The following is a 22,275-nucleotide window of genomic DNA, read 5'->3' on the forward strand; positions in this document are numbered from 1 at the left end:
GCTATTTTTAAAATATCAACAAGAGAAAGAAAACCAGTGGAAATTTACGATACAGAAGAAGAGCAGCTTGATGCAGTAAAAAGATGGTGGAAAGAAAATGGATTGTCTACCATTGTAGGTCTGGTTATCGGCGTTATTGTTATTTTAGGCTGGAATTACTGGCAAAGTCACAAGAAAGTAGAGTCAGGCGAGGCTTCAGCTATATACAGCCAATTAATCCAAGCGATAGCAGCTGATAAAAAAGACAGTGCAGAGAAACTGGCTGAGCGTATACAGGAACAATATCCCAAGACTGAATATGCCGCTTATAGCGCTCTTTTACTGGCAAAAGTAAAAGTCGATCAAGGTGATTTAGCTAAAGCGCAGGCGACTTTAAAACAGATAGCGGCAGGATCCGATAAAGAATTGGCTAATGTTGCAAAAATACGGCTGGTTCGTTTAATGCTGGCCAGCGGTCAGTTTGAGCAGGGCTTACAGCTAATTAATGATGTGGATCCCGCAACATCATCCAGTTTTTCAGGAAACTATGATGAGTTGGTAGGTGATTTATATGTTGCTCTGGATCGTTTGGATCAAGCGCGAAGTTCTTATCAAAAAGCCTTGGAAAGTGGTTATAAGTCACCGTTATTGCAATTTAAAATTGATGATTTAACCGCACCTGAAAAAATAGAAAGCCAAAAATAATGCGCCTGATTACACTTTTAAGCATTTGTTTACTATTACCAGGTTGCGCGGCGTTTGATACTATCAATGACTCTGTTTCCGGTATTTCCGATTATTTTCTTGGTGGCGAGGATAATTCGGATCCCCCTGCTATTTTGGTTGAGTATGTTCCTGAAATACAAATCGAAAAGCTGTGGGATGAAACGGTCGGCGTTGGAACAGATGAACAATCTTTAAAACTGGTTCCTTCCATTGGCTTTGGTAAAATACTGGCTGCTGACCGGGATGGTTTGGTGCAGGCCAGGGATTTGAACACCGGGCGTCTGATTTGGGAAGTAGAAACAGAAGTTCATTTTTCTGCCGGCCCTGGTCTGGGTGCAGGAACCGTGATTTTAGGTTCCAGTGATGCCGAGGTTGTTGCCTTAAACAGTGAAAATGGTGCGTTGCTTTGGAAATCTCTGGTTTCCAGTGAAGTACTTTCTGTACCTATTATTGCCAAGGGTATCGTGGTGGTTCGCACGACTGACGGCGAAGTTATTGCTCTCAATGAAAAAAATGGCGTAAGGCTATGGAATTATGAGCATAATGCACCCGCTTTAACGGTGCGCGGGATCGGTGCTCCCATTATCGTTGAGGATAATGTGATCGGCGGTTACGATAATGGCAAATTAATGGCTTTGCGTCTGGCAGATGGCAAGTATGTCTGGGAAACCAGTGTTACCATTCCCAAAGGACGATCTGAAGTTGAAAGGTTGGTAGATCTTGATGCTGACCCAATAGATGTCGGTGGCGTTATTTATATTGCCAGTTATCACGGTGGTGCTGTTGCGGTGTCAGAGCTGGATGGTGACTTGTTGTGGCGTAACGAAGCTATTTCTTCTTATAATGGTTTGAGTCATGATTTTCGGTATTTGTATTTGTCAGATTCGAGTGATAACGTTTGGCAGTTGGACCAACGTAGTGGCGCATCATTATGGAAACAAAAAGAATTACATCAAAGAAAATTAACAGCGCCAGCGGTCTATGACAACTATGTTGTGGTAGGCGATTTTGAAGGCTATGTGCATTGGTTGTCTACCACTGATGGCAGGCAGTTAGGCCGTATAAAAGTTGCTGATAGCGCAATAGAAGCCAAGCCTGTCGTGGTAGATAATACTGTTTATATTTATGCAAAAGACGGCACCCTTGCCGCTTTAAAAACCCGGTCACCTTAATATACTATGTTACCTGTAATAGCCCTTGTAGGGCGTCCCAATGTTGGTAAATCCACATTATTTAATTATTTAACCCGTAGTCGGGAAGCTTTAGTCGCAGATTTCCCGGGCTTAACCCGGGACCGTCAATATGGTCGGGTAAAGCATGGCGATCGTCCTTGTCTGGTTGTCGATACCGGTGGTATAGCCGATGATGCCGAAGGTATAGAAAGTTTTGCCAGAAAGCAGGTACAAATTGCTTTGGAAGAAGCTGATTTGGTGTTGTTTCTGGTTGATGCACGCGAAGGACTGAGTGCCTCAGATAAAGTGATTGCTGACAGCCTGAGAAAACTCAATAAACCCGTACTGTTGGTCACCAACAAAGTTGATGGTATTGATGCCACCATTGCGGCTGCCGACTTTTATTCGCTGGCTCTTGGCGAGCCTGTGCAGATTGCTGCTTCACACGGTAGAGGCATACCTGAATTACTGCAAAGAGTCGATCAATTATTACCACCCGACACTGAAGAAACGATTGATGATACCAGTAAAGGTATCGCTATTGCTGTCGTCGGACGGCCTAATGTTGGTAAATCAACCCTGGTTAACCGGCTGTTGGGTGAAGAGCGGGTTATTGTTTATGATGAGCCGGGTACGACACGCGACAGCATCTATATCCCTTTTGAACGCAGTGGCAAGCAGTTTACGCTGATTGATACGGCGGGAATGCGCAGGCGCTCCAGAGTTTCAGAGACCATTGAAAAGTTCAGTGTCATCAAAACCTTGCAAGCCATTGAAAAGTCAAATGTCGTTATTTATTTAATTGATGCACGCGATGGTATAGCCGATCAGGATGCGCATTTATTAGGTTTGGTGATAGAAGCGGGTAGAGCGTTGATTATTGGTCTCAATAAATGGGATGGCATCACTACCGAGCAAAAAAATACAATTAATCGACAATTGGATGTGAAATTGTCCTTTCTTGATTTTGCTGAAAAACATCCTATCTCCGCCTTGCATGGCAGTGGTGTTGGCAAGCTGTTTGATGTCGTTTCCAAATTGTATGAAGCAGCGATGATTGATATGTCAACGCCTGTGTTAACGCGAATACTTAAAGAAGCGACTACTGCGCATCAACCGCCGATAGTTAACACGCGTCGTATCAAGCTAAAATATGCACATCAGGGTGGTCGAAATCCGCCTATTGTAGTCATTCATGGTGTGCAAACAGATGCGTTGCCGATGTCTTATAAGCGCTACTTAATGAATTATTATCGTGACAAGATGAAATTGTCAGGGACACCGATACGATTGGAATTTAAGTCACCGATCAATCCCTTTCACGGACAAAAGAAGAAGCTCACCGAGTGGGAAGTACAAAAACGTTTACGTTTGGCGAAGCGGGCAAAGCCAAATAAAGATCAGGGTTAAAGGTTAAAATAATTTGGATATTTAACCTGTTCTTTTTATCATTATCACAATAAGGATTAAGTCATGGCAACGATTACATTTCAAAGCAAACCACTGCATACCTCTGGGGAATTACCGTTAGTGGGTAGTAAGGCCCCTGACTTTTCTCTGGCAAACGGTAAATTAGAAGATGTAAGCCTGGCAACTTACGCCGGTAAAACGAAAGTGCTTAATATCGTGCCCAGCTTGGATACGCCTACCTGCGCGGCTTCAACGCGTAAGTTTAACGAGAAGGCTGCACATTTTCATAATACCGTGGTGTTGGTTATTTCCGCTGATTTACCGTTTGCACAATGCCGATTTTGTGAGATTGAAGATTTAACTCATGTTATTCCTTTATCAACCTTCCGTTCTAGTTTTGCCGACGATTATGGTGTCAAATTGGTTAATACCTTTCTTGCCGGATTAACGGCTCGGGCAGTCATCATTATTGATGAGCATGATAGCGTTATTTATACCGAATTAGTCAGCGAACTTGCCAATGAACCTGATTATGAAAGTGCGTTGCTGGCGTTGAAATAACCGGTGAGTCGTACTTAAAAAACTGAACATATGTCAAAGACAAGTTCTCTGTCGGTAGTCGTTTCATGTCGTTATTGTTGTATCTGTTAGTTGCAGTTCTTTGGCTACGCAGTGTTGACTGTTTCTGTACATCAGTTGAATAAGTGCCGATTATATCGACGATATCCCGTTATTTTAAGACCAGGCTTTGTAATACGGCCTGGTTTTTTTTGCCTTGATTGTTGCAGCTTTAATTAAAATATGAAGTAATGCCTATTCGTGGCATCATCCCTTGTAACATTCATATCTCCAGTATCAACCGTTAAGGGTTAACTCCCGGCTTATGCATAAAAGTGTTGCCTCCTGCCGGTTGCGTTGGATCTTACGCTGGTTTTGTTGGGTTTTGGAAATCTTTAACACAAATGGCAAATTAACCAAGAGGCTGTCCGAGAATAGGAACCGTAGCGAGGGAAAGCAATTTTGAGTCAGATTTTTTGATCATTTGAGGTAAATAGTTGTTCTATTAAACGAAAATGAGCGAGAAAACTGGCCAAAATAGCTTTTCCGCAGTAGGTTTTCTATTCTTGGACAGCCTCCTGGCTACCAAGTAATGCAAAAACAACGGCGTTAATTATCTTTAGTTTGTTTAGCGGCTTGGTTTTATGGATAATGGAGTTATAGTCTGAATATTTTTCAATAGATTCAAGAGTTTCAATACAAGGTTTGACGATATGACAGAAATGATGAGTAGTGGAGTTGAGTTGATGTTGGCTGGAATGAGCATTGTATTCCTGTTTTTGACTATGCTGGTTATTGCGATCAATCTGATGTCATCACTGGTGCAGCGGTTTTTTCCGGACGCCCCTGTTTTGGTGGCAGTCCCTAAGGTTTCCAGTGGTATTGATAAAAGCATCATTGCCGCAATTACTGCAGCGGTGCATCAGCATCGAAGCAAGCATAAAAAAAGTTAAGTATTTTTGGATAGATGTCTGTAGTGCTTGACCCGTACTGTTTTATATTAAAAGTATTCAATCGACCAAAAAGGTCAGTGATTAGAGTCCGTAAAGGTTCTTGGAGAAATATTAAGAATGGCCAAAGATAAAAAAAAACCGCTAGCGATCACTGAAGTTGTCTTGCGTGATGCTCATCAATCTATCTTGGCTACTCGTTTACGCGTAGAAGATATGCTGCCGATTTGTGAAAAACTGGATCAGATAGGTTACTGGTCTATTGAATCATGGGGTGGTGCTACTTTTGATGCCTGTATTCGTTATCTTGGCGAAGATCCTTGGGAAAGGTTACGTTTGCTAAAAGCGGCAATGCCTAAAACACAACAGCAAATGTTATTGAGGGGCCAAAATATTTTAGGTTATCGGCATTATGCCGATGATGTGGTTGACAAATTTGTTGAGCGTTGTGCTGTCAACGGTATTGATGTTTTCCGTATCTTTGATGCCATGAACGACATGCGCAATATTGAACATGCGGTAAAAGCAGTACTCGCTACCGATGCTCATGCTCAAGGAACTATTTCTTACACGACCAGCCCCGTCCATACTCTGGATACGTGGGTTAATCTAGGCAAACAAATCGAAGATATGGGGGCGCACTCCATCTGCATTAAGGATATGGCCGGATTGCTTAAACCTTACGATGCTTTTGAATTGGTCAGCCGCTTGAAAAAAAGTACCAAAATCCCGATACATTTACATTGCCACGCAACCACCGGTTTAAGTGTAGCCAGCATTATCAAAGCGGTCGAAGCGGGCATAGATAATGTTGACACGGCCATTTCATCACTTAGCATGACTTACGGACATAGCGCTACCGAGACGATTGTCGCCAGCCTTGAAGGTACTGAGCGTGCTACCGGTTTGGATTTGGTAAAGCTGGAAGAAATTGCGCATTATTTCAGGGATATCCGGAAAAAATATGCGCAATATGAAGGTAGTTTAAAAGGTGTTGATGGGCGCATTCTGATTTCTCAAGTTCCTGGTGGCATGTTGACCAACATGGAAAGCCAGTTGAAAGAGCAGGGTGCTTCTGACAAGTTTGATGAAGTTATGCATGAAATACCTCGGGTCCGCGAAGATTTGGGATTTATTCCGCTGGTTACACCTACCTCTCAAATCGTGGGCACACAAGCCGTTATGAATGTGATGAACGGTGAGCGCTATAAAACCATTACCAAAGAAACAGCCGGAGTACTGAAAGGCGAATACGGTGCAACCCCTGCACCGGTAAACAAACAATTGCAAGATAGGGTGCTGGAAGGTGCTCAGCCTATTACTTGTCGTCCTGCTGATTTAATAGAGCCGGAAATGGACAAATTGATCACCGATGTCCTGGAAAAAGCGAAAGCAGAAAATGTAAAGCTCGCTAAAAACATTGAAGAAGATGCCTTAATCAATGGTATGTTTGCTCAAGTTGGGTGGAAGTTTCTGGTTAATCGTGGAAATCCTGCGGCATTTGAGGCGGCACCCGATGCAAAAGCTTTTGCAGAGGCCAATAATAGTGCGCCAAAAATAGCGACGACTGAGAGCGTTACTGAAACTTATGCCGTCAACGTGGATGGCAGAAATTTTAACGTTACCGTAGGTCCTGTTGGTGCGCCACTCAATATTCAGCCTGCCGTTGTAGATAAAGGTATCGTTAACAGTGGTGCGATAGTTTATGCACCAATGGCTGGTAATATACTGAAAATCCTGGTTGATATTGGTAGTGAGGTTGTGGAAGGTGAGGTAGTGGTTGTTATGGAAGCGATGAAAATGGAGACTGAAGTCCGGTCTAAATTTTCAGGTATTGTCAGCGCAGTTCATATCAAGGAAGGCGGTGCAGTCGCTGGCGGTAATGCTTTGATTTCATTGTAATAACGGACACTATCAAGAGACATTTTATGGAAAATCTGCTTTCACTCTGGCAAAGTACCGGTTTATATAATTTTACTGGTGGCCAGGCTTTTATGATGCTGGTTGGCTTTTTGTTATTGTTTCTGGCTATTAAGAAAGGTTTTGAACCTTTACTGTTATTGCCAATAGGCTTTGGCGCTATTTTAAGTAACATTCCGGTTGCCGGTATTGCCGAAGAAGGCGGTCTTTTATACTACCTTTATTTTGGTATCAAAACCGGGATATTCCCGTTGCTTATTTTTATGGGTGTCGGGGCAATGACTGATTTTGGTCCCATGCTCGCAAATCCCAAAACTCTCTTGTTAGGTGCTGCTGCACAATTCGGTATTTTTGCTTCGTTGTTGGGTGCGTTGGCGCTTAATATCATACCCGGATTGGAATTCAGTTTAAGAGATGCTGCTGCCATTGGTATTATTGGTGGTGCTGATGGCCCTACCGCTATTTATGTAGCCTCAAAATTGGCTCCGGATTTATTGGGAGCCATTGCCGTAGCTGCTTATTCTTATATGGCGTTGGTGCCTTTAATTCAGCCGCCGATCATGCGGGCTTTAACGACAGAAGACGAGCGCAAAATTGAAATGAAGCAAATGCGTGCGGTCAGCAAAACGGAAAAAATTATTTTTCCCTTAATGTTGTTGGTTCTTTCCATCTTGTTGCTGCCGTCTGCTACGCCCCTGATTGGTATGTTTGCGCTGGGTAATTTGATGAATTCTTGTGGTGTTGTTGAGCGCTTGAGTCAAACGGCACAAAACGAATTGATCAATATTGTCACTATTTTTTTGGGGCTGGCAGTAGGCTCAAAATTGAGCGCAGAAGCTTTCTTGCAAATTGAAACACTGGGTATCCTGGCTTTGGGTGCGGTGGCTTTTTCTATTGGTACCGCTACCGGTGTTATCATGGCAAAAATCATGAATAAATTCAGTGATACGCCGATTAATCCATTAATTGGTGCTGCCGGCGTATCTGCAGTCCCTATGTCTGCGAGGGTTGTCAATAAGGTAGGGCTGGAGAGTAATCCACATAATTTCTTGTTGATGCACGCCATGGGCCCTAATGTTGCCGGTGTCATTGGTTCAGCGGTAGCTGCCGGGGTTTTACTCAGTTTGGTTAAGTAAATTTACGCACTATTTAGTTTGATAGTCATTAATCCCGCTCGCCATGAACGGGATTAATGATAGATTAATGGTACTTTTTGGATAATCTCACCCGCGTATATTTACGCTCACGCTAGCTTATTTTTATACGCCAGAAATTTTGAGGATATAAAGACATGCTGGACATCTTACAAATCCCTGTTTTAACTGATAACTATATTTATCTGCTTCACGACCCGGTATCGGGAGAAACTGCCGTCGTTGATCCTGCTCTTGCACAACCGGTTTTGGATGTTCTTGATGAAAAAGGCTGGCGTCTTACTTATATTTTAAATACCCATCATCATTGGGATCATGTGGGTGGTAATCTCAAGCTTAAGCAAAAAACCGGCTGCCAAATTATTGCTGCACAAGCAGACCGGGAGCGAATTCCTGGAATTGACAGGGGCGTTAGTGAAAACGATATCATTTCACTGGGTCAGCATCAGACCAAGGTTATTGCAACACCAGGTCATACCAGTGCGCATATTGTTTATCATTTTGCCAAAGATGGGGCGCTGTTTTGCGGGGATACTTTATTTGTTATGGGTTGCGGTCGGTTATTTGAGGGAACATCTGAGCAAATGTGGACTTCATTACAAAAATTAAAGGCTTTGCCATCAGCAACCCAAATTTATTGCACCCACGAATACACCCAGGCAAATGGACAGTTTGCTTTAAGCGTTGAACCAGATAATAAGTACACACAGAAAAAAATGCTTGAAGTGGCGCAATTGAGATTGATGAATCAATCCACAGTGCCTTCGACTATCGGGGAAGAAAGGGCAACCAATCCGTTTTTTAGGGAAGACAGTCTCAGTATACAAAAAAAACTGGGGTTGGAAGGGCAATCATCGGTAAGTGTCTTTACAGAGCTACGGAAACGTAAAGATTCGTTTTAAGTAGAATGGGTAGAGCAACGCGAAACCCATAACATCGGTGGTTGATTTAGATGGGTTTCGGCTATCACCTCTACCCATCTAACTGTTAGTATGGAAAATGTTAGCCTTTAGGTCGCATATGCGGGAACAATAATACATCACGAATTGACGGCGCATCCGTAAACAACATCACCAGACGATCAATACCAATGCCTTCGCCTGCTGTTGGCGGCATGCCGTGTTCCAGCGCGACGATATAATCGGCGTCAAAATGCATGGCTTCATCATCACCGGCTTCTTTTTCTTCCACTTGTTTTTGGAAGCGCGCAGCCTGGTCTTCAGCATCATTTAACTCGGTAAAACCGTTGGCAATTTCACGGCCGCCGACAAAAAATTCAAAGCGATCGGTCACATGCGGGTTGTCGTCATTACGTCGTGCCAGTGGCGATACTTCAACGGGATAGGCGGTAATAAAGGTCGGATTCATCAAGCGACTTTCTACCGTTTTTTCAAAAATCTCGATTTGTACTTTACCTAAACCGTAACCTTCCTTAACAGGAATATGCAGATTTTCAGCAACTTTAACAGCAGCTTCACGGGTTTCAAGATCACTGGCGCTGAGGTCAGGGTTGAAGTGCAGGATTGACTCAACTACCGTCATGCGATCAAAAGGCTTACCAAAATCATATTGCTCGCCCTGATAAGTCACCTCTGTTTGACCAAGAACTTCTATGGCAATACCGCGTAACATCTCTTCGGTTAAATCCATTAAGTCCTGATATTCAGCGTACGCCTGATAAAACTCCAACATGGTAAATTCAGGGTTATGGCGAGTTGATAAACCTTCATTTCTAAAGTTACGGTTAATTTCAAATACCCGTTCAAAACCACCGACAACCAGGCGTTTCAAATATAACTCAGGGGCGATACGCAAAAACATATCCATGTCCAGTGCGTTATGAAAGGTCGTAAAAGGTCTTGCCGTTGCTCCGCCCGGAATTACCTGCATCATGGGCGTTTCAACTTCCAGAAATTGACGTTCAATCAGGAACTGACGTATATAGGCAACGACCTTTGAGCGTATCAGAAACGTATTGCGCGATTGCTCGCTCATAATCAAATCCAGATAACGCTGCCGGTATTTGATTTCCTGATCGGCAATGCCATGAAACTTTTCAGGCAATGGACGCAAAGCTTTGGTTAACAGACGAATATCGTCAACTTTAACACTGAGTTCACCGGTTTGGGTGACAAATAATACGCCTTCTGCACCAACAATATCGCCAATATCCCACTTTTTAAACTGTTCGTTATAAAACCCTTCAGGCAATGTGTCTCTGGTGACATAGAGCTGGATTTTACCGGACATGTCCTGAATATGGGCAAAGCTGGCTTTGCCCATTACCCGGCGAGTCATGATTCTGCCTGCGAGCTTTACCCTGACGGGTTCTGCTTCCAGTTGTTCTTTGGTCTTTTCGCCGTATTCGGCTAACAGCTCACCGGCAACGACATTGCGGCGAAAATCAGTAGGAAAAGGAATGCCGCCATTGGCACGCAACTCATTTAATTTACTGCGGCGTTGTTTGATTTGTTCTTGTTCGTCTTGTTGAATTTCTGACATGGTTTTTAGGTATCAAAATTATAGAATTAAAAAATGTTCGTTCTTCATTACTTTCGCGATGCAAGAGCACGGCGGCGAGAAAATTGTTGTTTACAGAATGGGCGGATTTAAGTGCGTGGCATGGTTCACGATTAATGTGCATCAAAGCGATCAGTCTGTCTTGTAAAGTGATATCGGCCTACAACCCGCTCTTCAAACTGGCCTCAATAAACTGATCCAGATCGCCATCCAAAACGGCTTGAGTATTACCGGTTTCCACACCGGTGCGTAAATCCTTAATACGTGATTGATCCAGCACGTAAGAACGGATTTGACTGCCCCAGCCTATATCTGATTTGGTATCTTCCAAGGCTTGGGCTGATTCACTGCGTTTGCGCATTTCCAGTTCATACAATTTGGCTTTCAATTGCTTCATCGCAGTGGCGCGATTTTTATGCTGCGAGCGATCACTTTGGCATTGCACGACAATTCCGGTCGGATTATGGGTCATGCGCACGGCGGATTCGGTTTTGTTGATATGCTGACCACCCGCGCCGCTGGCACGATAAACATCCACACGCACATCAGCGGGATTGATGTCGATGTCAATATCATCATCAATTTCCGGTGATACAAACACCGAAGCAAAAGAGGTATGACGGCGGTTGCCCGAGTCGAACGGTGATTTTCTAACCAGGCGATGAACACCGGTTTCGGTACGCAACCAGCCAAAGGCATATTCACCTTCAAAGCGAATAGTGGCACTTTTAATACCGGCGACATCGCCTTGTGATTCTTCAATGAGCTCGGTTTTAAAACCTTTACGCTCACCCCAACGTAAAAACATCCGTTCAATTATCGAGGCCCAGTCTTGTGCTTCTGTACCGCCGGAACCAGATTGTATATCCAAAAAGGCATTGTTGGGGTCCATTTCACCTGAAAACATGCGTCGAAATTCAAGGGCGGCCACCCTTTTTTCGAAATAGGCCAAATCATTAATGACGGTATCAACGGTTTCTTCATCATCTTCGTCAATTGCCATCATCAGTAATTCTTCGGCGTCTGCCAATCCGCGTTCCAGGTCATTAATGGTATTAACAATAACTTCCAGTTGCCCGCGTTCTTTTCCTAAAGTTTGCGCCAGCTCGGGATTATCCCAAATTTTGGGATTTTCAAGCTCCAGTAATACTTCGACCAAGCGTTCATGCTTTACATCAAAGTCAAAGATACCTCCTAAGGGCATCACCACGGCTTTTTAGGTCAGCTATTTTATTTTTAATCGGGTTTATTTCTTGCATGGGGGATATTTTAACCAATGACAATCGATAACAAGCGTTACACAAGAACACTGATCGATAAAAACTTTAAAAAGAGGTTGATTATAAACCATAAGCAGGTTGGGTTCATGCAGAACTTGGCAATAGAAAATATTTAATAATTAATTCAATAGATTATCAGCTGGCGATAGTTTTTAATTATAAGTTAAGGCAAACAAGTTATTGTGGCAGCTTGAAAAATCGGCTCTCTGCAGCCTTAATTAAGATAAAATATAAAGATGAATGCGCTCCCTGAGCAAATTTATTCAGTGCTACCAAGCTAACATCAGTAGTTTGTTGGACAGATTTTTCCAAACAGATTCATTAACACAGGAATATACGATGAAGATAGTGGCTTTGTACAGCATCAAAGGTGGTGTTGGTAAAACCTCAAGCGCAGTCAATTTGGCGTTTATTTCTGCGTGTAAAGGTTATCGCACATTGGTCTGGGATTTGGATCCGCAAGGAGCCAGTAGCTATTATTTTCGTATCAAGCCCAAGGTGAAAGGCGGTAGTAAAGATTTAATTGCTGGTAAACGTGATCTGGAAGGGCTGATTAAAGGTACTGATTTTGACAATCTGGATTTGTTGCCGGCAGATTTTTCTTTTAGAAACCTGGATTTGGTTCTGGATACCAAGAAAAAACCGACCCAACAACTTAAAAAACTGCTTAAGCCATTAGCAGCAGAGTATGATTTTATTTTTCTGGATTGTCCGCCCAATATTTCTTTATTATCAGAAGCCGTGTTTGAGGCGGCTGATATTTTAATGTCGCCCATTATTCCCACCACGTTGTCTTTAAGAACTCTTGAGCAATTAAAAGAATTTATTAAAGATAATAATTTGGATAATCTGGCACTGGTACCGTTTTTCTCGATGGCTGATCGTCGTAAAAATATGCACAAGGACATTATGGAGAATTTGGCTCAAAGTCATCCGGAAATTTTAAATACCGCGATTCCTTACTCCAGTGATATTGAGCGTATGGGGCTGGAACGTATGCCGTTGGGTGGTTTTATCAATAAAAGCCGCTCTACCGAGGCTTATAATGATTTGTGGCAGGAAATGATGGATCGCGCGGGTGGATAAGCTGCCAAAATTAGCCGAACATTTATGATCTCAATTATTCAACGGGTAACCACCGCAAAAGTCACTGTCAACAGTCAAAATATAGGCCAGATAGCTACGGGAATTATGGCGTTGGTGGCTGTAGAAAAAGAAGATAGCCAAAAAGATGCCGAACGATTGCTGGAACGTATCCTTAATTACCGGATTTTTGCTGACGAAAATGACCGTATGAATCTCAGTTTAAGAGATATCAATGGCGGTTTGTTACTGATACCGCAGTTTACCTTGGCGGCAGATACCCGGACAGGTAATCGGCCAAGTTTTATTTCCGCAGCAGCACCGGAAAAAGGCCGGGAACTGTTTGGTTATTTACAAGAGCTTGCAACAACAACGTATTTTAATGTCCAGTTTGGTGAGTTTGGCGCTGATATGCAGGTCTCGCTGATCAATAATGGTCCTGTTACTTTTACGCTGAGAACCTCAACAGGGCATCAGTAAATGCGGTCATTGTTAATGTGTTTAGCAGATTTTCTCAGTTTTAAAATAACTCAGGATAACTACTTTGTTGGCTTGTAACATTACTTTCATTTGTTTCTGCTAGCATCGCAATAGTGTTGATTTTTTTCAGGTAACCGGTTTTACTGGATTATCAATAAATTTCATCTTGTCGGCAATGCCATCAAAAAAGTTTGATTATGAATAATAACAGCTATCGAACCATCTGGATTTCTGATTTGCACTTGGGATCCACCCAATGCCAAGCCGATGTATTGCTTGATTTTCTAAAGTACAATGACAGTGAAAAGCTTTATCTGGTGGGTGATATCATTGATTTTTGGTCACTTTCCAAAAAAATGTATTGGCCGCGAGATCATAACACCGTCATTCAAAAGCTCTTGCGCAAGGCCAGACACGATACCCAGGTTATTTATATACCGGGTAATCATGACGAAAATGTCCGGGATTATGATAACTATGTTTTTGGTGATATCGTCGTTAAAAATTCTGATATACATACTACCGCAGACGGCAAGAAGTTTTTGGTTATTCATGGCGATGAATACGACACCATTGCACAGTGTTATAAGTGGCTTGCCAAAATAGGTAGCGAAGGCTATGACTTTTTAATTTGGATCAATCGCTTTCTGCGAATAATTAGGCGTTGGTTTGGTTTGCAATCAAACTTTTCCCTGGCTGCCTATGTTAAGTTTAAGGTCAAAAACGTCGTGCAGTTTATTTCCGATTACGAAGAAAGTATTGTCAGTACTATTAAAGACCGGGAACTGGATGGTGTGATTTGTGGGCATATACATCATGCAGAAATGAAGCAGATAGGGGCTTTTTTATATATTAATACTGGTGATTTTGTGGAAAGTTGTACCGCCATTGTGGAGCATTTCAACGGAACGTTGGAACTGGTGCACTGGCAGAAGATGGAATTGCCACGCATCGATAATGATATCCCGGAAGTTAAAGTGCTTGGATAAATCTCGGTCATCATTCAGTTATGGAAATTTGAATGTATGCTCAATACATGAGTTTTAAAGCTCATGTTACAACTCATCATGGTTCCTGATGTCCGGCTTCTTGGCTGGAATCGGGATGTTTCCGGCACTGCTTGAAGCCTTTTTTCAATCAGACGGATAAATCAATTGCTGTGCTGTTATTTTTTGGAGAACTTTATGCCTAAACCGATTACCCCTTTGCTTGCTGCTGATGTCATTATTGAGCTGACAGATTATCCCGGCCGTCCTATTGTATTAATTGAACGTGCCAATCCACCTTACGGCTGGGCAATTCCTGGTGGATTTGTTGATTTGGGTGAAATTATCGAACTGGCTGGCGTGCGCGAAGCGCAGGAAGAAGTCGGGTTAGATGTTACTCTGCTTGCTTTGCTGGGAATTTATTCCGATCCAGCCAGAGATTCGCGTGGGCATACGGTGACGGCGGTTTATGTGGCTGAGGCAGCGGGAACACCGATAGCGGCTGATGATGCCAAAAATTGCCGTCTGTTTTTGCTTAATGAGCTGCCTGAGTCTTTGGCATTTGATCATGCTCAAGTACTTGCTGACTATAAAAAATACCGGGAAACCGGTCAGGTAGCAGCGCTACGCGAAAACCCGTTTCGGGATTCAGATAGTGTAAACAAGCCGGTTATGCATTGATAAAAAAAGAAGTTATAGTCGTGGATACTTTTTGGTTTTAGTGTCCAAACGGAGCCGGGGTAACCCCCCCCACTCCGTTTGGATAACAGCTTAAATCCTGAGCCGATTTAAACAGCCATTTTACGTTTTTGCAGACCCAGATAACCCATCAAAGCACTACCAAACAGCCAGACGGCAGCAGGTAAAGGCACTGCGGATGGCGAAACGTTAAAGCTGTAGTTTTGACCGGTTCCGCAACTAGTCGTAGGGTTTGGGCTGCCACAACTTCCGCCTAATGACAGCAGGTAATATCCGGATTTAAGTCCCATCAGGTCCAGGCTGGCAAAATCCAGCGCAGCCGAAGAATTTTTCTGGTTGAGTTGACTGTATGACCAACTGGAGGCGCCTGGATTTGTCAGCCACGGATTGCTGTTATTAACGCCGCCATGATTTAAGGTATCGCCATCCGCATTAGCTACCACAAAGCCAGCGTTAGCATAACCTATCCAACCATTAGAACCGGTTAAAACACCGCCAGAGGTTAATGTATCATTAACAGGATTGAGTTCTCCAATACCGGAAGGGCCACGTACTTGGTTATAATTATGAAAGCCACTGCCGGCAGTATCTGTGGGAGTAGTACCACCAGTCCAAATTGAGAAAGCCGGATTGTCGAGCGTGCTGGTCGTGGCGTTGCCATTCGTATTGCCCGCACCGGTCATGGCCAGATTGACATTGTAAGTAACGCCGTTGATGATGTCAGCCGCAGAACCGATTTGTAGCGTAGCCCAGCCAGCAGTATGAACCCAGCCTTGGTTGGCAGCGCCGTAATCTGTCCAGGATTTAAAAGGGGAGGCATGACCTGTTGAGTTGATGGTGGTTCCGGTAAAAGTACCGATGTTATAGGTTTCGCCACCAAATGCATGAACTTGTGTAGAAACAGCTGATAAGGCAACCAGACCCATAGCAGCCAGAATGGCTTTGCGTAATTTTAAATTGTTCATTATGTCCTCTTTAAAGTAGTTGGCAGGTCAAACTGAAAAGTTCGACCCACCTTAATTGAGAAGGTTTTAAGCTTGAATTACGGCTTTACGACGACCATAACCAACCAAACCAACCAATGCACTACCAAACAACCAGACGGCACCAGGAACTGGAACTGCTGATGCTGTGACTATGTTACCGTAACGGGCAGTAAGGGAAGCTTCCAAAGCCATTCTGTATTGACCGCCTACTGCGCTTTGATCGCCAACTACGATGGTGTATTCACCTTCAGTGCCGGGAGCATTTCGTGTCAGTCCTGACAGCGCAAGACTAAGACCAATATCTTGACCAATAGAGTTTGCCGCTACAGTACCCAACAAGTTCATACCCAGCAGACCGGGGCCTTGTGCCCAGCCTTGGTACAATGAAAATGCCAATTGGCCGATACCGGTAAACAATGGGTCGTCACCAACCGTAATGTTTAAATAATTAACAGTCGGCATTAAATTGCCTTCCGGATTGCCTGTGCCGCTACTGACATGCATATTACCGAAAGACAAACCGGTATTGGTATCGGATACGCCGGCAGCCCAAGAATTAGCGCCAGTTGAGATTGATGTTAGAGCAAGATCTGTAGGATTAGCGGCATTATTATTGTATTTATAAGTCTGACCCAGTAATGAATCGCCTACCACTGGAGTCGCGCCGCCAAAAGTGCCGCCGAGATTAGCGGTAGTAACGCCACCAGGATTGGTAGTGGCGTTATAAGCAGTACCATAAACACCGGTTTGAATTACACGCTTATTGCTTATGCTGTGGATACCTAAATAACCGATTGAAGAGACAGTCGCATCATTAGGTAACCAAGGCGTAATTGCCCCATTTGTCCAAACGGGGTTGGCACCGGTACCGCCCGCATTAAGAGAGGCATGAGCCTGTACCGCTGGAGATGCAATCAGAGTGCCTAAAATGGTCAAAGAGGCCGTCAATAAGTTTATGTGTTTCATTTGATATCCTTTTTACTGTTTATATTAAATTGATTAATTGATAACAGTAATGTTCTCAGCGTTACCTTAAAGATTAAGGAAAACACCAAGATCCTCCCCATTACTTTAGGAGGCGGCCCGGCCTTCTTAAATTTGTATTAAGAACCGTGACTTTCCGGCCCCGCCTCGCGACGGGTGTGGCTGGTTGCTAGACGTATTGCCAAAATACCAATAGCGTTTTATCTAACTGTTACTTATTTAGCAATACTCGTGCCATGATTAAAAAATCGGTAGGTAGTGTTTTCATCGAGCCTGTAATATATTGATTGCAAACAAGTATGTATTTTCTGTTTTTTATTTAAAGAGTCAATTCGGGAGAGTTGCTATTTTTAGGGGAAATTCTCGCCCAGCTAAGCAATTTTTAACCAAGATATTGAATACAATAATATTATCAGACCAAAGTGCTGGGTTTATAGTCAGCTTTAGCTTAATATCCTAAAAAATAACTGTGTTATATGGCGTATTGGTAATGCGTTATATGACACAGTTATTTGAAGTTTTCTGACAGAACTTAATTAAATGCTAATCTACTCAAGGTGTTATGAGTGAAATGTGGTAAGGCTGCTGATTGCAGATCAAGGATGTTAATGTTAAGGTAATGATCAGAATGTCGATTTTCGCTGGAAAAAGAAAGAGTTGTTAATTGATATCCACTGATAAACTTGATGTTTATGGTTCCTCCATTTTTCCACCAGCCCGACTCTTTTTTAAACTAATTGCCTCTTATCCATGATAAAAACCTCCATTGCCAAATTTGATCAACCGATAACAGGTATTGATAGTCCCAAAAATTCCCGGATTGGACGTAATGATCCTTGCCCTTGTGGCAGCGGAAAAAAGTTTAAGGCTTGTTGTACTCAGGTTGGCGATATCGTTAAACAAACAAAATCTTCCGATATTGCCGGCTGGTTACAAAATGCCCGGTCGGCTATCTCGCGCGGTGACTTTGACAATGCCGAGCGCTGGTTTCGGCAAGTACTTGTGATCAAGCCCAAGCATGCCGAGGCGTTGGCTGGGGTTGGACAAAAACTTTGCTGGCAGCGTAAGCGTCGGGAAGGTTTAACTTATCTTCGGCAAGCAGCGATACAAGTAGAAAAGGAATCTGTCAAAAGTCGTAATATTGCTCAGTTATTGGATTTATCAGGGCAATTGCAACACTGGGGCGATTTGGAGGCCGCGCTTAAACTGGCGCAACTGGCGGTTCGTCTGGTGCCTCAATCTGCCGCTGCGCAAAATACTTTGGCGATGTGTTTTAGTCGTATCAATCGTGTTGACGAAGCCTTGCTGGCTTCCCATAAGGCTTGTCAATTATTGCCGAATGATCCGGGCTGTAATACGTTATTGGCTATTCTGGATGCCCGGCAAGGACGGTTGGATGCTGCTGGAGCAAGGCTGGTCAGAATTACCGAAGCTCTTCACCAGCCGGCGCTGATTGCGCGTGCCTATTTGGAACTGGCTACGGTGCTGGATAAGCAACAGCAATACGATGCTGCATTTACGGCGCTTAATCAAGCAGCCGCCTTGCATCAAGCTTTGCCGGAAGTGAGTAAAGTAAATAAAGAGGCTATTTTCAATAGTATTGCCAAAAACAAAGCGGGGTTTAATAAGGCGTTATTAACGCGTTGGTCAGTAGCAGAATTGCAGGTAGATGCATTGCCGGTACCGTCATTTTTGTTTGGTTTTTTGCGTTCAGGTACCACACTCACCGAGCAGATATTGGCCGCGCATCCGGCGGTGTTTACATCGGACGAAAATGAATTAATTTTTGAGTTAACCCAAGAGTTGGCAAAGCTCACTGGTGTGGCCGATGATATACCGCAAGCCCTGCATGCCTGTGGTGTTGAGGATATTCGGCATTTGCGCCGTTTATACTGGCAACGTGTTGAAGAAGAATATGGTAGTGTTGCGCTAGGCAAAAGGTTTATTGATAAAGTCGCTCTTAATAGTATCGATGCCGGATTTATCAGCACTATCTTCCCTGAAGGAAATATTCTGTTTGCTTTGCGTGACCCTCGCGATGTGTGTTTAAGTTGTTTTATGCAGCCGTTTACCGCATCCCGAGCGACGGTTAACTTATTGTCCTTGCAAGGTGTTGCCCGTCAGTATTGGGCTGTTATGGATTTGTGGTTGTATTTACGCGAAAATATTCAGCCAGATTATCTGGAGCTGCGCTATGAAGACACGGTGAGTGATTTTGAAGCAACTTATCGGCGGGTTTTTGATTTATTGGAAGTGGAGTGGCAACCGGAGGTCTTGGACTTTCATCATCGTGCCCAGGGACGCTATATTGCGACCCCCAGTTTTGCTGCGGTTAGTCAACCGTTATATAGCAGTGCAGTCGCCAGATGGCATCGCTATGAAGAACACCTGAAAGGTATCTTTCCCGAGTTGAAGCGTTTTATTGACGTTTACGGTTACTCTGAGTCTTGAGATAACATTCAGAGAGTTTCATATCACTGCGTCATTCTTGCCGGAATGACGCAGTTTGTTGTCAGCTAAAACAGCTTGCCAGTCAGGATAAGTAATTTACCAGTTACTATTTTTATCTATCCATCTCAGGCTTAACCAGTACCAGACAGCCATAGGCAACATCATGGCAAACCAACTCCAGTCATCGATTAAAAACAATTTGCTGACCCAGCCATCACCGTTAAAGTACATCACCCAAGGAATACAGTAAAAACTGAATGCCAGACTGCTCCATAGCAGTATCAGTGCGCCTTTGCGTGTTTCAATGCTAGAGAATGCCAAAAATACCCAAAGTGGGGTGGAATCAGTTTTTTTCATGAATGGTTTCTCTTAAATGAAAATTTTATGGGGTAACTAAAAAATAGGCCTGTTGATAGATAGGGAAGTCTATATTTGATAAAAATATCAGATTAACAGGATGTGTGCATCGTGTCATAAAAATAACCGTATCACCAGCTTTTAACCAATTAGATAAACACAGGCTGTAGCAAAATGACTTGTTATCGCTAAAACCAAGAATCGGTAAGGAGTAAATAATGTACCTAATATTATAATTACCAGGCTCATTAATATTCAGTCAGAGTTTTTGAGGTAATATAAGCCGAATGATTTATCTGTCATCCTCTGAGCCTAATTGGTGGGAGGAGCAAATTTAACCGTGCTTAAAACACTATTCAAATAACGGGGGACTAACTAACCAATATGAGTATTCAAACAAAACAAATAGCAACCACTGAGTCTAAACCCGAGCATTTTGATCTTGGTGCATCCAAATGGTATCTGAATCGTGAATTAACCTGGCTGGAATTTAATAAACGGGTGCTATGGGAAGCTGAAGATGAGCGTACTCCGTTATTGGAACGGGTTAAGTTTATTGCCATTGTCAGTTCCAATCTGGATGAGTTTTTCATGAAACGGATCGGTGGACTTAAGCAACAGGTTGGTGCGGGGATTAGTGAGTTAAGTGTTGATGGACGTAGTCCTCAGCAACAAATTACCGAATGTTATGCCGTTGTTCGCCAGCTTGAAGCCAAAAAAGAAACGCTGTTAACGCAACTTATTGGCTTGCTTGAACAGCAGGATATTCGGATTTTACCTTATCTGGAGCTATCCAAAGATCAGCAGAAAATAATGCGTGAATACTATATTCAAAATATTTTTCCGTTGGTTACGCCACAGGCCATCGATCCGGCACACCCTTTCCCTTTTATCTCTAATCTGTCTTTAAATTTACTGACCGGGGTTGGTAGTACTGAAACGGGCGATATGACGTTGGTGCGTATTAAAATTCCTGTCGGTTCCAAAGTGCCACGCTTTATCCAGGTAGGTGACAAGCAACTTTATGTGGCTCTGGGAGATTTGATTGCGAATAATCTTGATTTGCTCTTTCCCGGTATGAAAATAGTTTTCTGCGATTTGTTTCGGGTGACGCGTAATGCGATTACTGAAAAAGATGAAGAACAAGCCGATGACCTTTTACAAATGATTGAATCTGAATTGCGTGAGCGTAAATTTGCCCCGGTTGTGCGTCTGGAAATTGCTGCAACCATGGGAATATTACAAAGTGGACGCTTGGCAGCTGAGTTGGGGCTTGATGAAGAAAAAGATGTTTTTGTCGTTGATCAACGGATGGCAATGACTGATCTGTTTCAGATTGCCGGTATTGCCCGGTCAGATTTACTTGATCCACCCCATCATCCCTGCGATCATCCAAAATTGACGGGGTTGCCCAATATTTTCCACGCGATTCGTGAACAAGGTTCAATTTTATTGCAACATCCCTACGAATCATTTGTTACTACTGTCGAGCGATTTGTCAAAGAAGCCAGTCGTGATCCAAATGTGCAAGCAATTAAAATGACGCTGTATCGAACTTCAGCCGGTACCAAGATTGTTCAATACCTGATTGATGCAGCATTAAATGGTAAACAAGTAGCTGTTGTGGTGGAATTGAAAGCACGTTTTGATGAATCAGCTAATATTAAATGGGCGCATCGTATGGAGAGCGCCGGCATTCATGTGACTTACGGCGTGGTTGGGTTAAAAACCCACAGCAAAGTCATTTACGTCGTCAGACAGGATTATAACGGCTTGCGTCGTTATGCCCATATTGGTACCGGTAATTATCATGCCGGTACCGCAAGACTTTATACTGATCTGGGTATGTTGACGTGTGATAAAAAAATAGGCGAAGAATTAACGGAATTATTTAATTACTTGACTACCGGTCTGGTGCCCAAGCGTAATTATCAAAATTTGCTGATAGCGCCCAATAAATTAAAATCAAAATTGTTGGAGAAAATTGAGCGTGAAATCAGCAAACATTCGGTAAAATCGCCCGGTTTAATTCAGTTTAAAATGAATGCCCTGGAAGATATGGACATTACCAGGGCACTTTATCAAGCCGCTCAGGCTGGCGTTAAAATTGATTTGATTATCCGTGACACCTGCCGATTAAGGCCCGGTATTCCGGGGTTATCTGATAAGGTTCGGGTCATTAGTATTGTTGGACGTTTTTTGGAGCATTCCCGTATCTTCTATTTTAAAAATGGTGGCGAGGAAGAATACTTTATTGGCTCGGCTGATTGTATGAAGCGTAATCTGGAAAGTCGTGTAGAAGTGGTTACTCCCGTGCAAAAACCTGAACTACAGGCCGTTCTGCGGCAATTATTAACTATTCAACTGACCAATCAACGCAGTGTATGGGAAATGCACGCTGATGGGCAATATAGTCAATGTCAGCCTAAAGATAAACAATTGGGTGTTCAGGAAACCTTGATTAAATTAGCGAATAGTCGTTTTGATGAAGCCCAAAAAAGTAAGATTCATAAAAAAGCTAAAAGATATGGCATTAACAGAAATACCGACTGAAATAATTGATAGTGCTTATAACGTAAC

At 43.1% G+C, this 22,275-nt stretch carries 19 protein-coding genes and 1 riboswitch; of the genes, 14 read left to right on the forward strand and 5 right to left on the reverse strand.

The window, feature by feature from the left end:
* Positions 1 to 36 precede the first annotated feature (36 nt).
* The 8 genes from N7974_RS00600 to gloB all read left to right on the forward strand — a co-directional run bounded on the left by N7974_RS00600 (position 37) and on the right by gloB (position 8,771).
* Positions 37 to 684, forward strand: a complete 648-nt coding sequence (locus N7974_RS00600) for a YfgM family protein (protein ID WP_262963773.1) — start codon at positions 37 to 39, stop codon at positions 682 to 684.
* The gene (gene bamB / locus N7974_RS00605) at positions 684 to 1,877 is read left to right on the forward strand and encodes an outer membrane protein assembly factor BamB (protein WP_262963774.1); all 1,194 of its coding nucleotides are present in this window, start codon (positions 684 to 686) and stop codon (positions 1,875 to 1,877) included. Before N7974_RS00600 ends, bamB begins: the two co-directional genes overlap by 1 nt.
* Before the next feature lie 6 nt (positions 1,878 to 1,883).
* Entirely contained in the window at positions 1,884 to 3,287 is a 1,404-nt protein-coding gene (der, locus tag N7974_RS00610; RefSeq protein ID WP_243221241.1) for a ribosome biogenesis GTPase Der, read from the forward strand.
* A gap of 63 nt (positions 3,288 to 3,350) precedes the next feature.
* Positions 3,351 to 3,848 carry a thiol peroxidase gene (gene tpx, locus N7974_RS00615; RefSeq protein ID WP_262963775.1) on the forward strand — a complete coding sequence of 166 codons (498 nt, stop codon included), beginning with the start codon at positions 3,351 to 3,353 and terminating at the stop codon, positions 3,846 to 3,848.
* Between the two features lie 710 nt (positions 3,849 to 4,558).
* On the forward strand, positions 4,559 to 4,798 hold the full coding sequence (locus tag N7974_RS00620; protein WP_262963776.1) for an OadG family protein: 240 nt from the start codon (positions 4,559 to 4,561) through the stop codon (positions 4,796 to 4,798).
* Between the two features lie 117 nt (positions 4,799 to 4,915).
* Complete coding sequence (oadA, locus tag N7974_RS00625) at positions 4,916 to 6,697, forward strand: sodium-extruding oxaloacetate decarboxylase subunit alpha (RefSeq protein WP_262963777.1); 1,782 nt, start codon at positions 4,916 to 4,918, stop codon at positions 6,695 to 6,697.
* A gap of 26 nt (positions 6,698 to 6,723) precedes the next feature.
* Positions 6,724 to 7,851: a sodium ion-translocating decarboxylase subunit beta gene (locus N7974_RS00630; RefSeq protein WP_243221245.1), complete on the forward strand. Its 1,128-nt coding sequence runs from the start codon at positions 6,724 to 6,726 to the stop codon at positions 7,849 to 7,851.
* A 155-nt stretch (positions 7,852 to 8,006) separates the two neighbouring features.
* Positions 8,007 to 8,771, forward strand: coding sequence for a hydroxyacylglutathione hydrolase (gene gloB, locus N7974_RS00635; protein WP_262963778.1), 765 nt, complete (start codon positions 8,007 to 8,009; stop codon positions 8,769 to 8,771).
* A gap of 100 nt (positions 8,772 to 8,871) precedes the next feature.
* Here gloB and lysS read toward each other — a convergent pair whose 3' ends face one another.
* Together lysS and prfB are read right to left on the reverse strand one after the other, a co-directional pair.
* On the reverse strand, positions 8,872 to 10,371 hold the full coding sequence (lysS, locus tag N7974_RS00640; protein ID WP_262963779.1) for a lysine--tRNA ligase: 1,500 nt from the start codon (positions 10,369 to 10,371) through the stop codon (positions 8,872 to 8,874).
* 178 nt (positions 10,372 to 10,549) lie between these two features.
* A protein-coding gene (gene prfB, locus N7974_RS00645; RefSeq protein ID WP_262963780.1) for a peptide chain release factor 2 occupies positions 10,550 to 11,648 on the reverse strand; the annotation gives its coding sequence in 2 pieces (ribosomal slippage) (positions 10,550 to 11,572 and positions 11,574 to 11,648; 1,098 coding nt in all).
* Positions 11,649 to 12,008: 360 nt separating this feature from the next.
* On the opposite strand from prfB, the gene N7974_RS00650 reads away from it, so the two are divergent.
* The 4 genes from N7974_RS00650 to N7974_RS00665 all read left to right on the forward strand — a co-directional run bounded on the left by N7974_RS00650 (position 12,009) and on the right by N7974_RS00665 (position 14,899).
* A complete protein-coding gene (locus tag N7974_RS00650) occupies positions 12,009 to 12,755 on the forward strand; it encodes a ParA family protein (protein WP_262963781.1) in 747 nt (248 codons plus the stop codon).
* A 24-nt stretch (positions 12,756 to 12,779) separates the two neighbouring features.
* Positions 12,780 to 13,232, forward strand: a complete 453-nt coding sequence (gene dtd / locus N7974_RS00655) for a D-aminoacyl-tRNA deacylase (protein WP_262963782.1) — start codon at positions 12,780 to 12,782, stop codon at positions 13,230 to 13,232.
* A gap of 197 nt (positions 13,233 to 13,429) precedes the next feature.
* The gene (locus N7974_RS00660; protein WP_262963783.1) at positions 13,430 to 14,221 is read left to right on the forward strand and encodes a UDP-2,3-diacylglucosamine diphosphatase; all 792 of its coding nucleotides are present in this window, start codon (positions 13,430 to 13,432) and stop codon (positions 14,219 to 14,221) included.
* A gap of 195 nt (positions 14,222 to 14,416) precedes the next feature.
* Entirely contained in the window at positions 14,417 to 14,899 is a 483-nt protein-coding gene (locus N7974_RS00665) for an NUDIX hydrolase (protein ID WP_262963784.1), read from the forward strand.
* Positions 14,900 to 15,006: 107 nt separating this feature from the next.
* Here N7974_RS00665 and N7974_RS00670 read toward each other — a convergent pair whose 3' ends face one another.
* The gene (locus N7974_RS00670) at positions 15,007 to 15,882 is read right to left on the reverse strand and encodes a hypothetical protein (RefSeq protein WP_262963785.1); all 876 of its coding nucleotides are present in this window, start codon (positions 15,880 to 15,882) and stop codon (positions 15,007 to 15,009) included.
* Between the two features lie 66 nt (positions 15,883 to 15,948).
* Positions 15,949 to 16,869 (reverse strand): hypothetical protein, encoded by a 921-nt coding sequence (locus N7974_RS00675; protein WP_262963786.1) that lies wholly within the window; start codon positions 16,867 to 16,869, stop codon positions 15,949 to 15,951.
* Positions 16,870 to 16,977: 108 nt separating this feature from the next.
* Positions 16,978 to 17,060: riboswitch (cyclic di-GMP riboswitch) on the reverse strand.
* A 577-nt stretch (positions 17,061 to 17,637) separates the two neighbouring features.
* On the opposite strand from N7974_RS00675, the gene N7974_RS00680 reads away from it, so the two are divergent.
* A complete protein-coding gene (locus N7974_RS00680) occupies positions 17,638 to 19,338 on the forward strand; it encodes a sulfotransferase (protein WP_262963787.1) in 1,701 nt (566 codons plus the stop codon).
* A 96-nt stretch (positions 19,339 to 19,434) separates the two neighbouring features.
* On the opposite strand, the gene N7974_RS00685 is transcribed toward N7974_RS00680, so the two are convergent.
* Positions 19,435 to 19,695 carry a hypothetical protein gene (locus N7974_RS00685; protein WP_262963788.1) on the reverse strand — a complete coding sequence of 87 codons (261 nt, stop codon included), beginning with the start codon at positions 19,693 to 19,695 and terminating at the stop codon, positions 19,435 to 19,437.
* Positions 19,696 to 20,079: 384 nt separating this feature from the next.
* Here N7974_RS00685 and ppk1 point away from each other — a divergent pair, with 384 nt between their 5' ends.
* Positions 20,080 to 22,248 carry a polyphosphate kinase 1 gene (ppk1, locus tag N7974_RS00690; RefSeq protein ID WP_262963789.1) on the forward strand — a complete coding sequence of 723 codons (2,169 nt, stop codon included), beginning with the start codon at positions 20,080 to 20,082 and terminating at the stop codon, positions 22,246 to 22,248.
* Positions 22,249 to 22,275 lie beyond the last annotated feature (27 nt).

The sequence above is a fragment of the Methylobacter psychrophilus genome (assembly GCF_025583945.1).
GTDB classification, from domain to species: domain Bacteria; phylum Pseudomonadota; class Gammaproteobacteria; order Methylococcales; family Methylomonadaceae; genus Methylobacter_C; species Methylobacter_C psychrophilus.

Bases quoted from the DNA above. Each gene is read 5' to 3' on its own strand.
- bamB (WP_262963774.1), top strand. From the start codon at position 684: ATGCGCCTGATTACACTTTTAAGCATTTGTTTACTATTACCAGGTTGC.
- der (WP_243221241.1), top strand. From the start codon at position 1,884: ATGTTACCTGTAATAGCCCTTGTAGGGCGTCCCAATGTTGGTAAATCC.
- tpx (WP_262963775.1), top strand. From the start codon at position 3,351: ATGGCAACGATTACATTTCAAAGCAAACCACTGCATACCTCTGGGGAA.
- N7974_RS00620 (WP_262963776.1), top strand. From the start codon at position 4,559: ATGACAGAAATGATGAGTAGTGGAGTTGAGTTGATGTTGGCTGGAATG.
- oadA (WP_262963777.1), top strand. From the start codon at position 4,916: ATGGCCAAAGATAAAAAAAAACCGCTAGCGATCACTGAAGTTGTCTTG.
- N7974_RS00630 (WP_243221245.1), top strand. From the start codon at position 6,724: ATGGAAAATCTGCTTTCACTCTGGCAAAGTACCGGTTTATATAATTTT.
- gloB (WP_262963778.1), top strand. From the start codon at position 8,007: ATGCTGGACATCTTACAAATCCCTGTTTTAACTGATAACTATATTTAT.
- lysS (WP_262963779.1), bottom strand. From the start codon at position 10,371: ATGTCAGAAATTCAACAAGACGAACAAGAACAAATCAAACAACGCCGC.
- N7974_RS00650 (WP_262963781.1), top strand. From the start codon at position 12,009: ATGAAGATAGTGGCTTTGTACAGCATCAAAGGTGGTGTTGGTAAAACC.
- dtd (WP_262963782.1), top strand. From the start codon at position 12,780: ATGATCTCAATTATTCAACGGGTAACCACCGCAAAAGTCACTGTCAAC.
- N7974_RS00660 (WP_262963783.1), top strand. From the start codon at position 13,430: ATGAATAATAACAGCTATCGAACCATCTGGATTTCTGATTTGCACTTG.
- N7974_RS00665 (WP_262963784.1), top strand. From the start codon at position 14,417: ATGCCTAAACCGATTACCCCTTTGCTTGCTGCTGATGTCATTATTGAG.
- N7974_RS00670 (WP_262963785.1), bottom strand. From the start codon at position 15,882: ATGAACAATTTAAAATTACGCAAAGCCATTCTGGCTGCTATGGGTCTG.
- N7974_RS00675 (WP_262963786.1), bottom strand. From the start codon at position 16,869: ATGAAACACATAAACTTATTGACGGCCTCTTTGACCATTTTAGGCACT.
- N7974_RS00680 (WP_262963787.1), top strand. From the start codon at position 17,638: ATGATAAAAACCTCCATTGCCAAATTTGATCAACCGATAACAGGTATT.
- N7974_RS00685 (WP_262963788.1), bottom strand. From the start codon at position 19,695: ATGAAAAAAACTGATTCCACCCCACTTTGGGTATTTTTGGCATTCTCT.
- ppk1 (WP_262963789.1), top strand. From the start codon at position 20,080: ATGAGTATTCAAACAAAACAAATAGCAACCACTGAGTCTAAACCCGAG.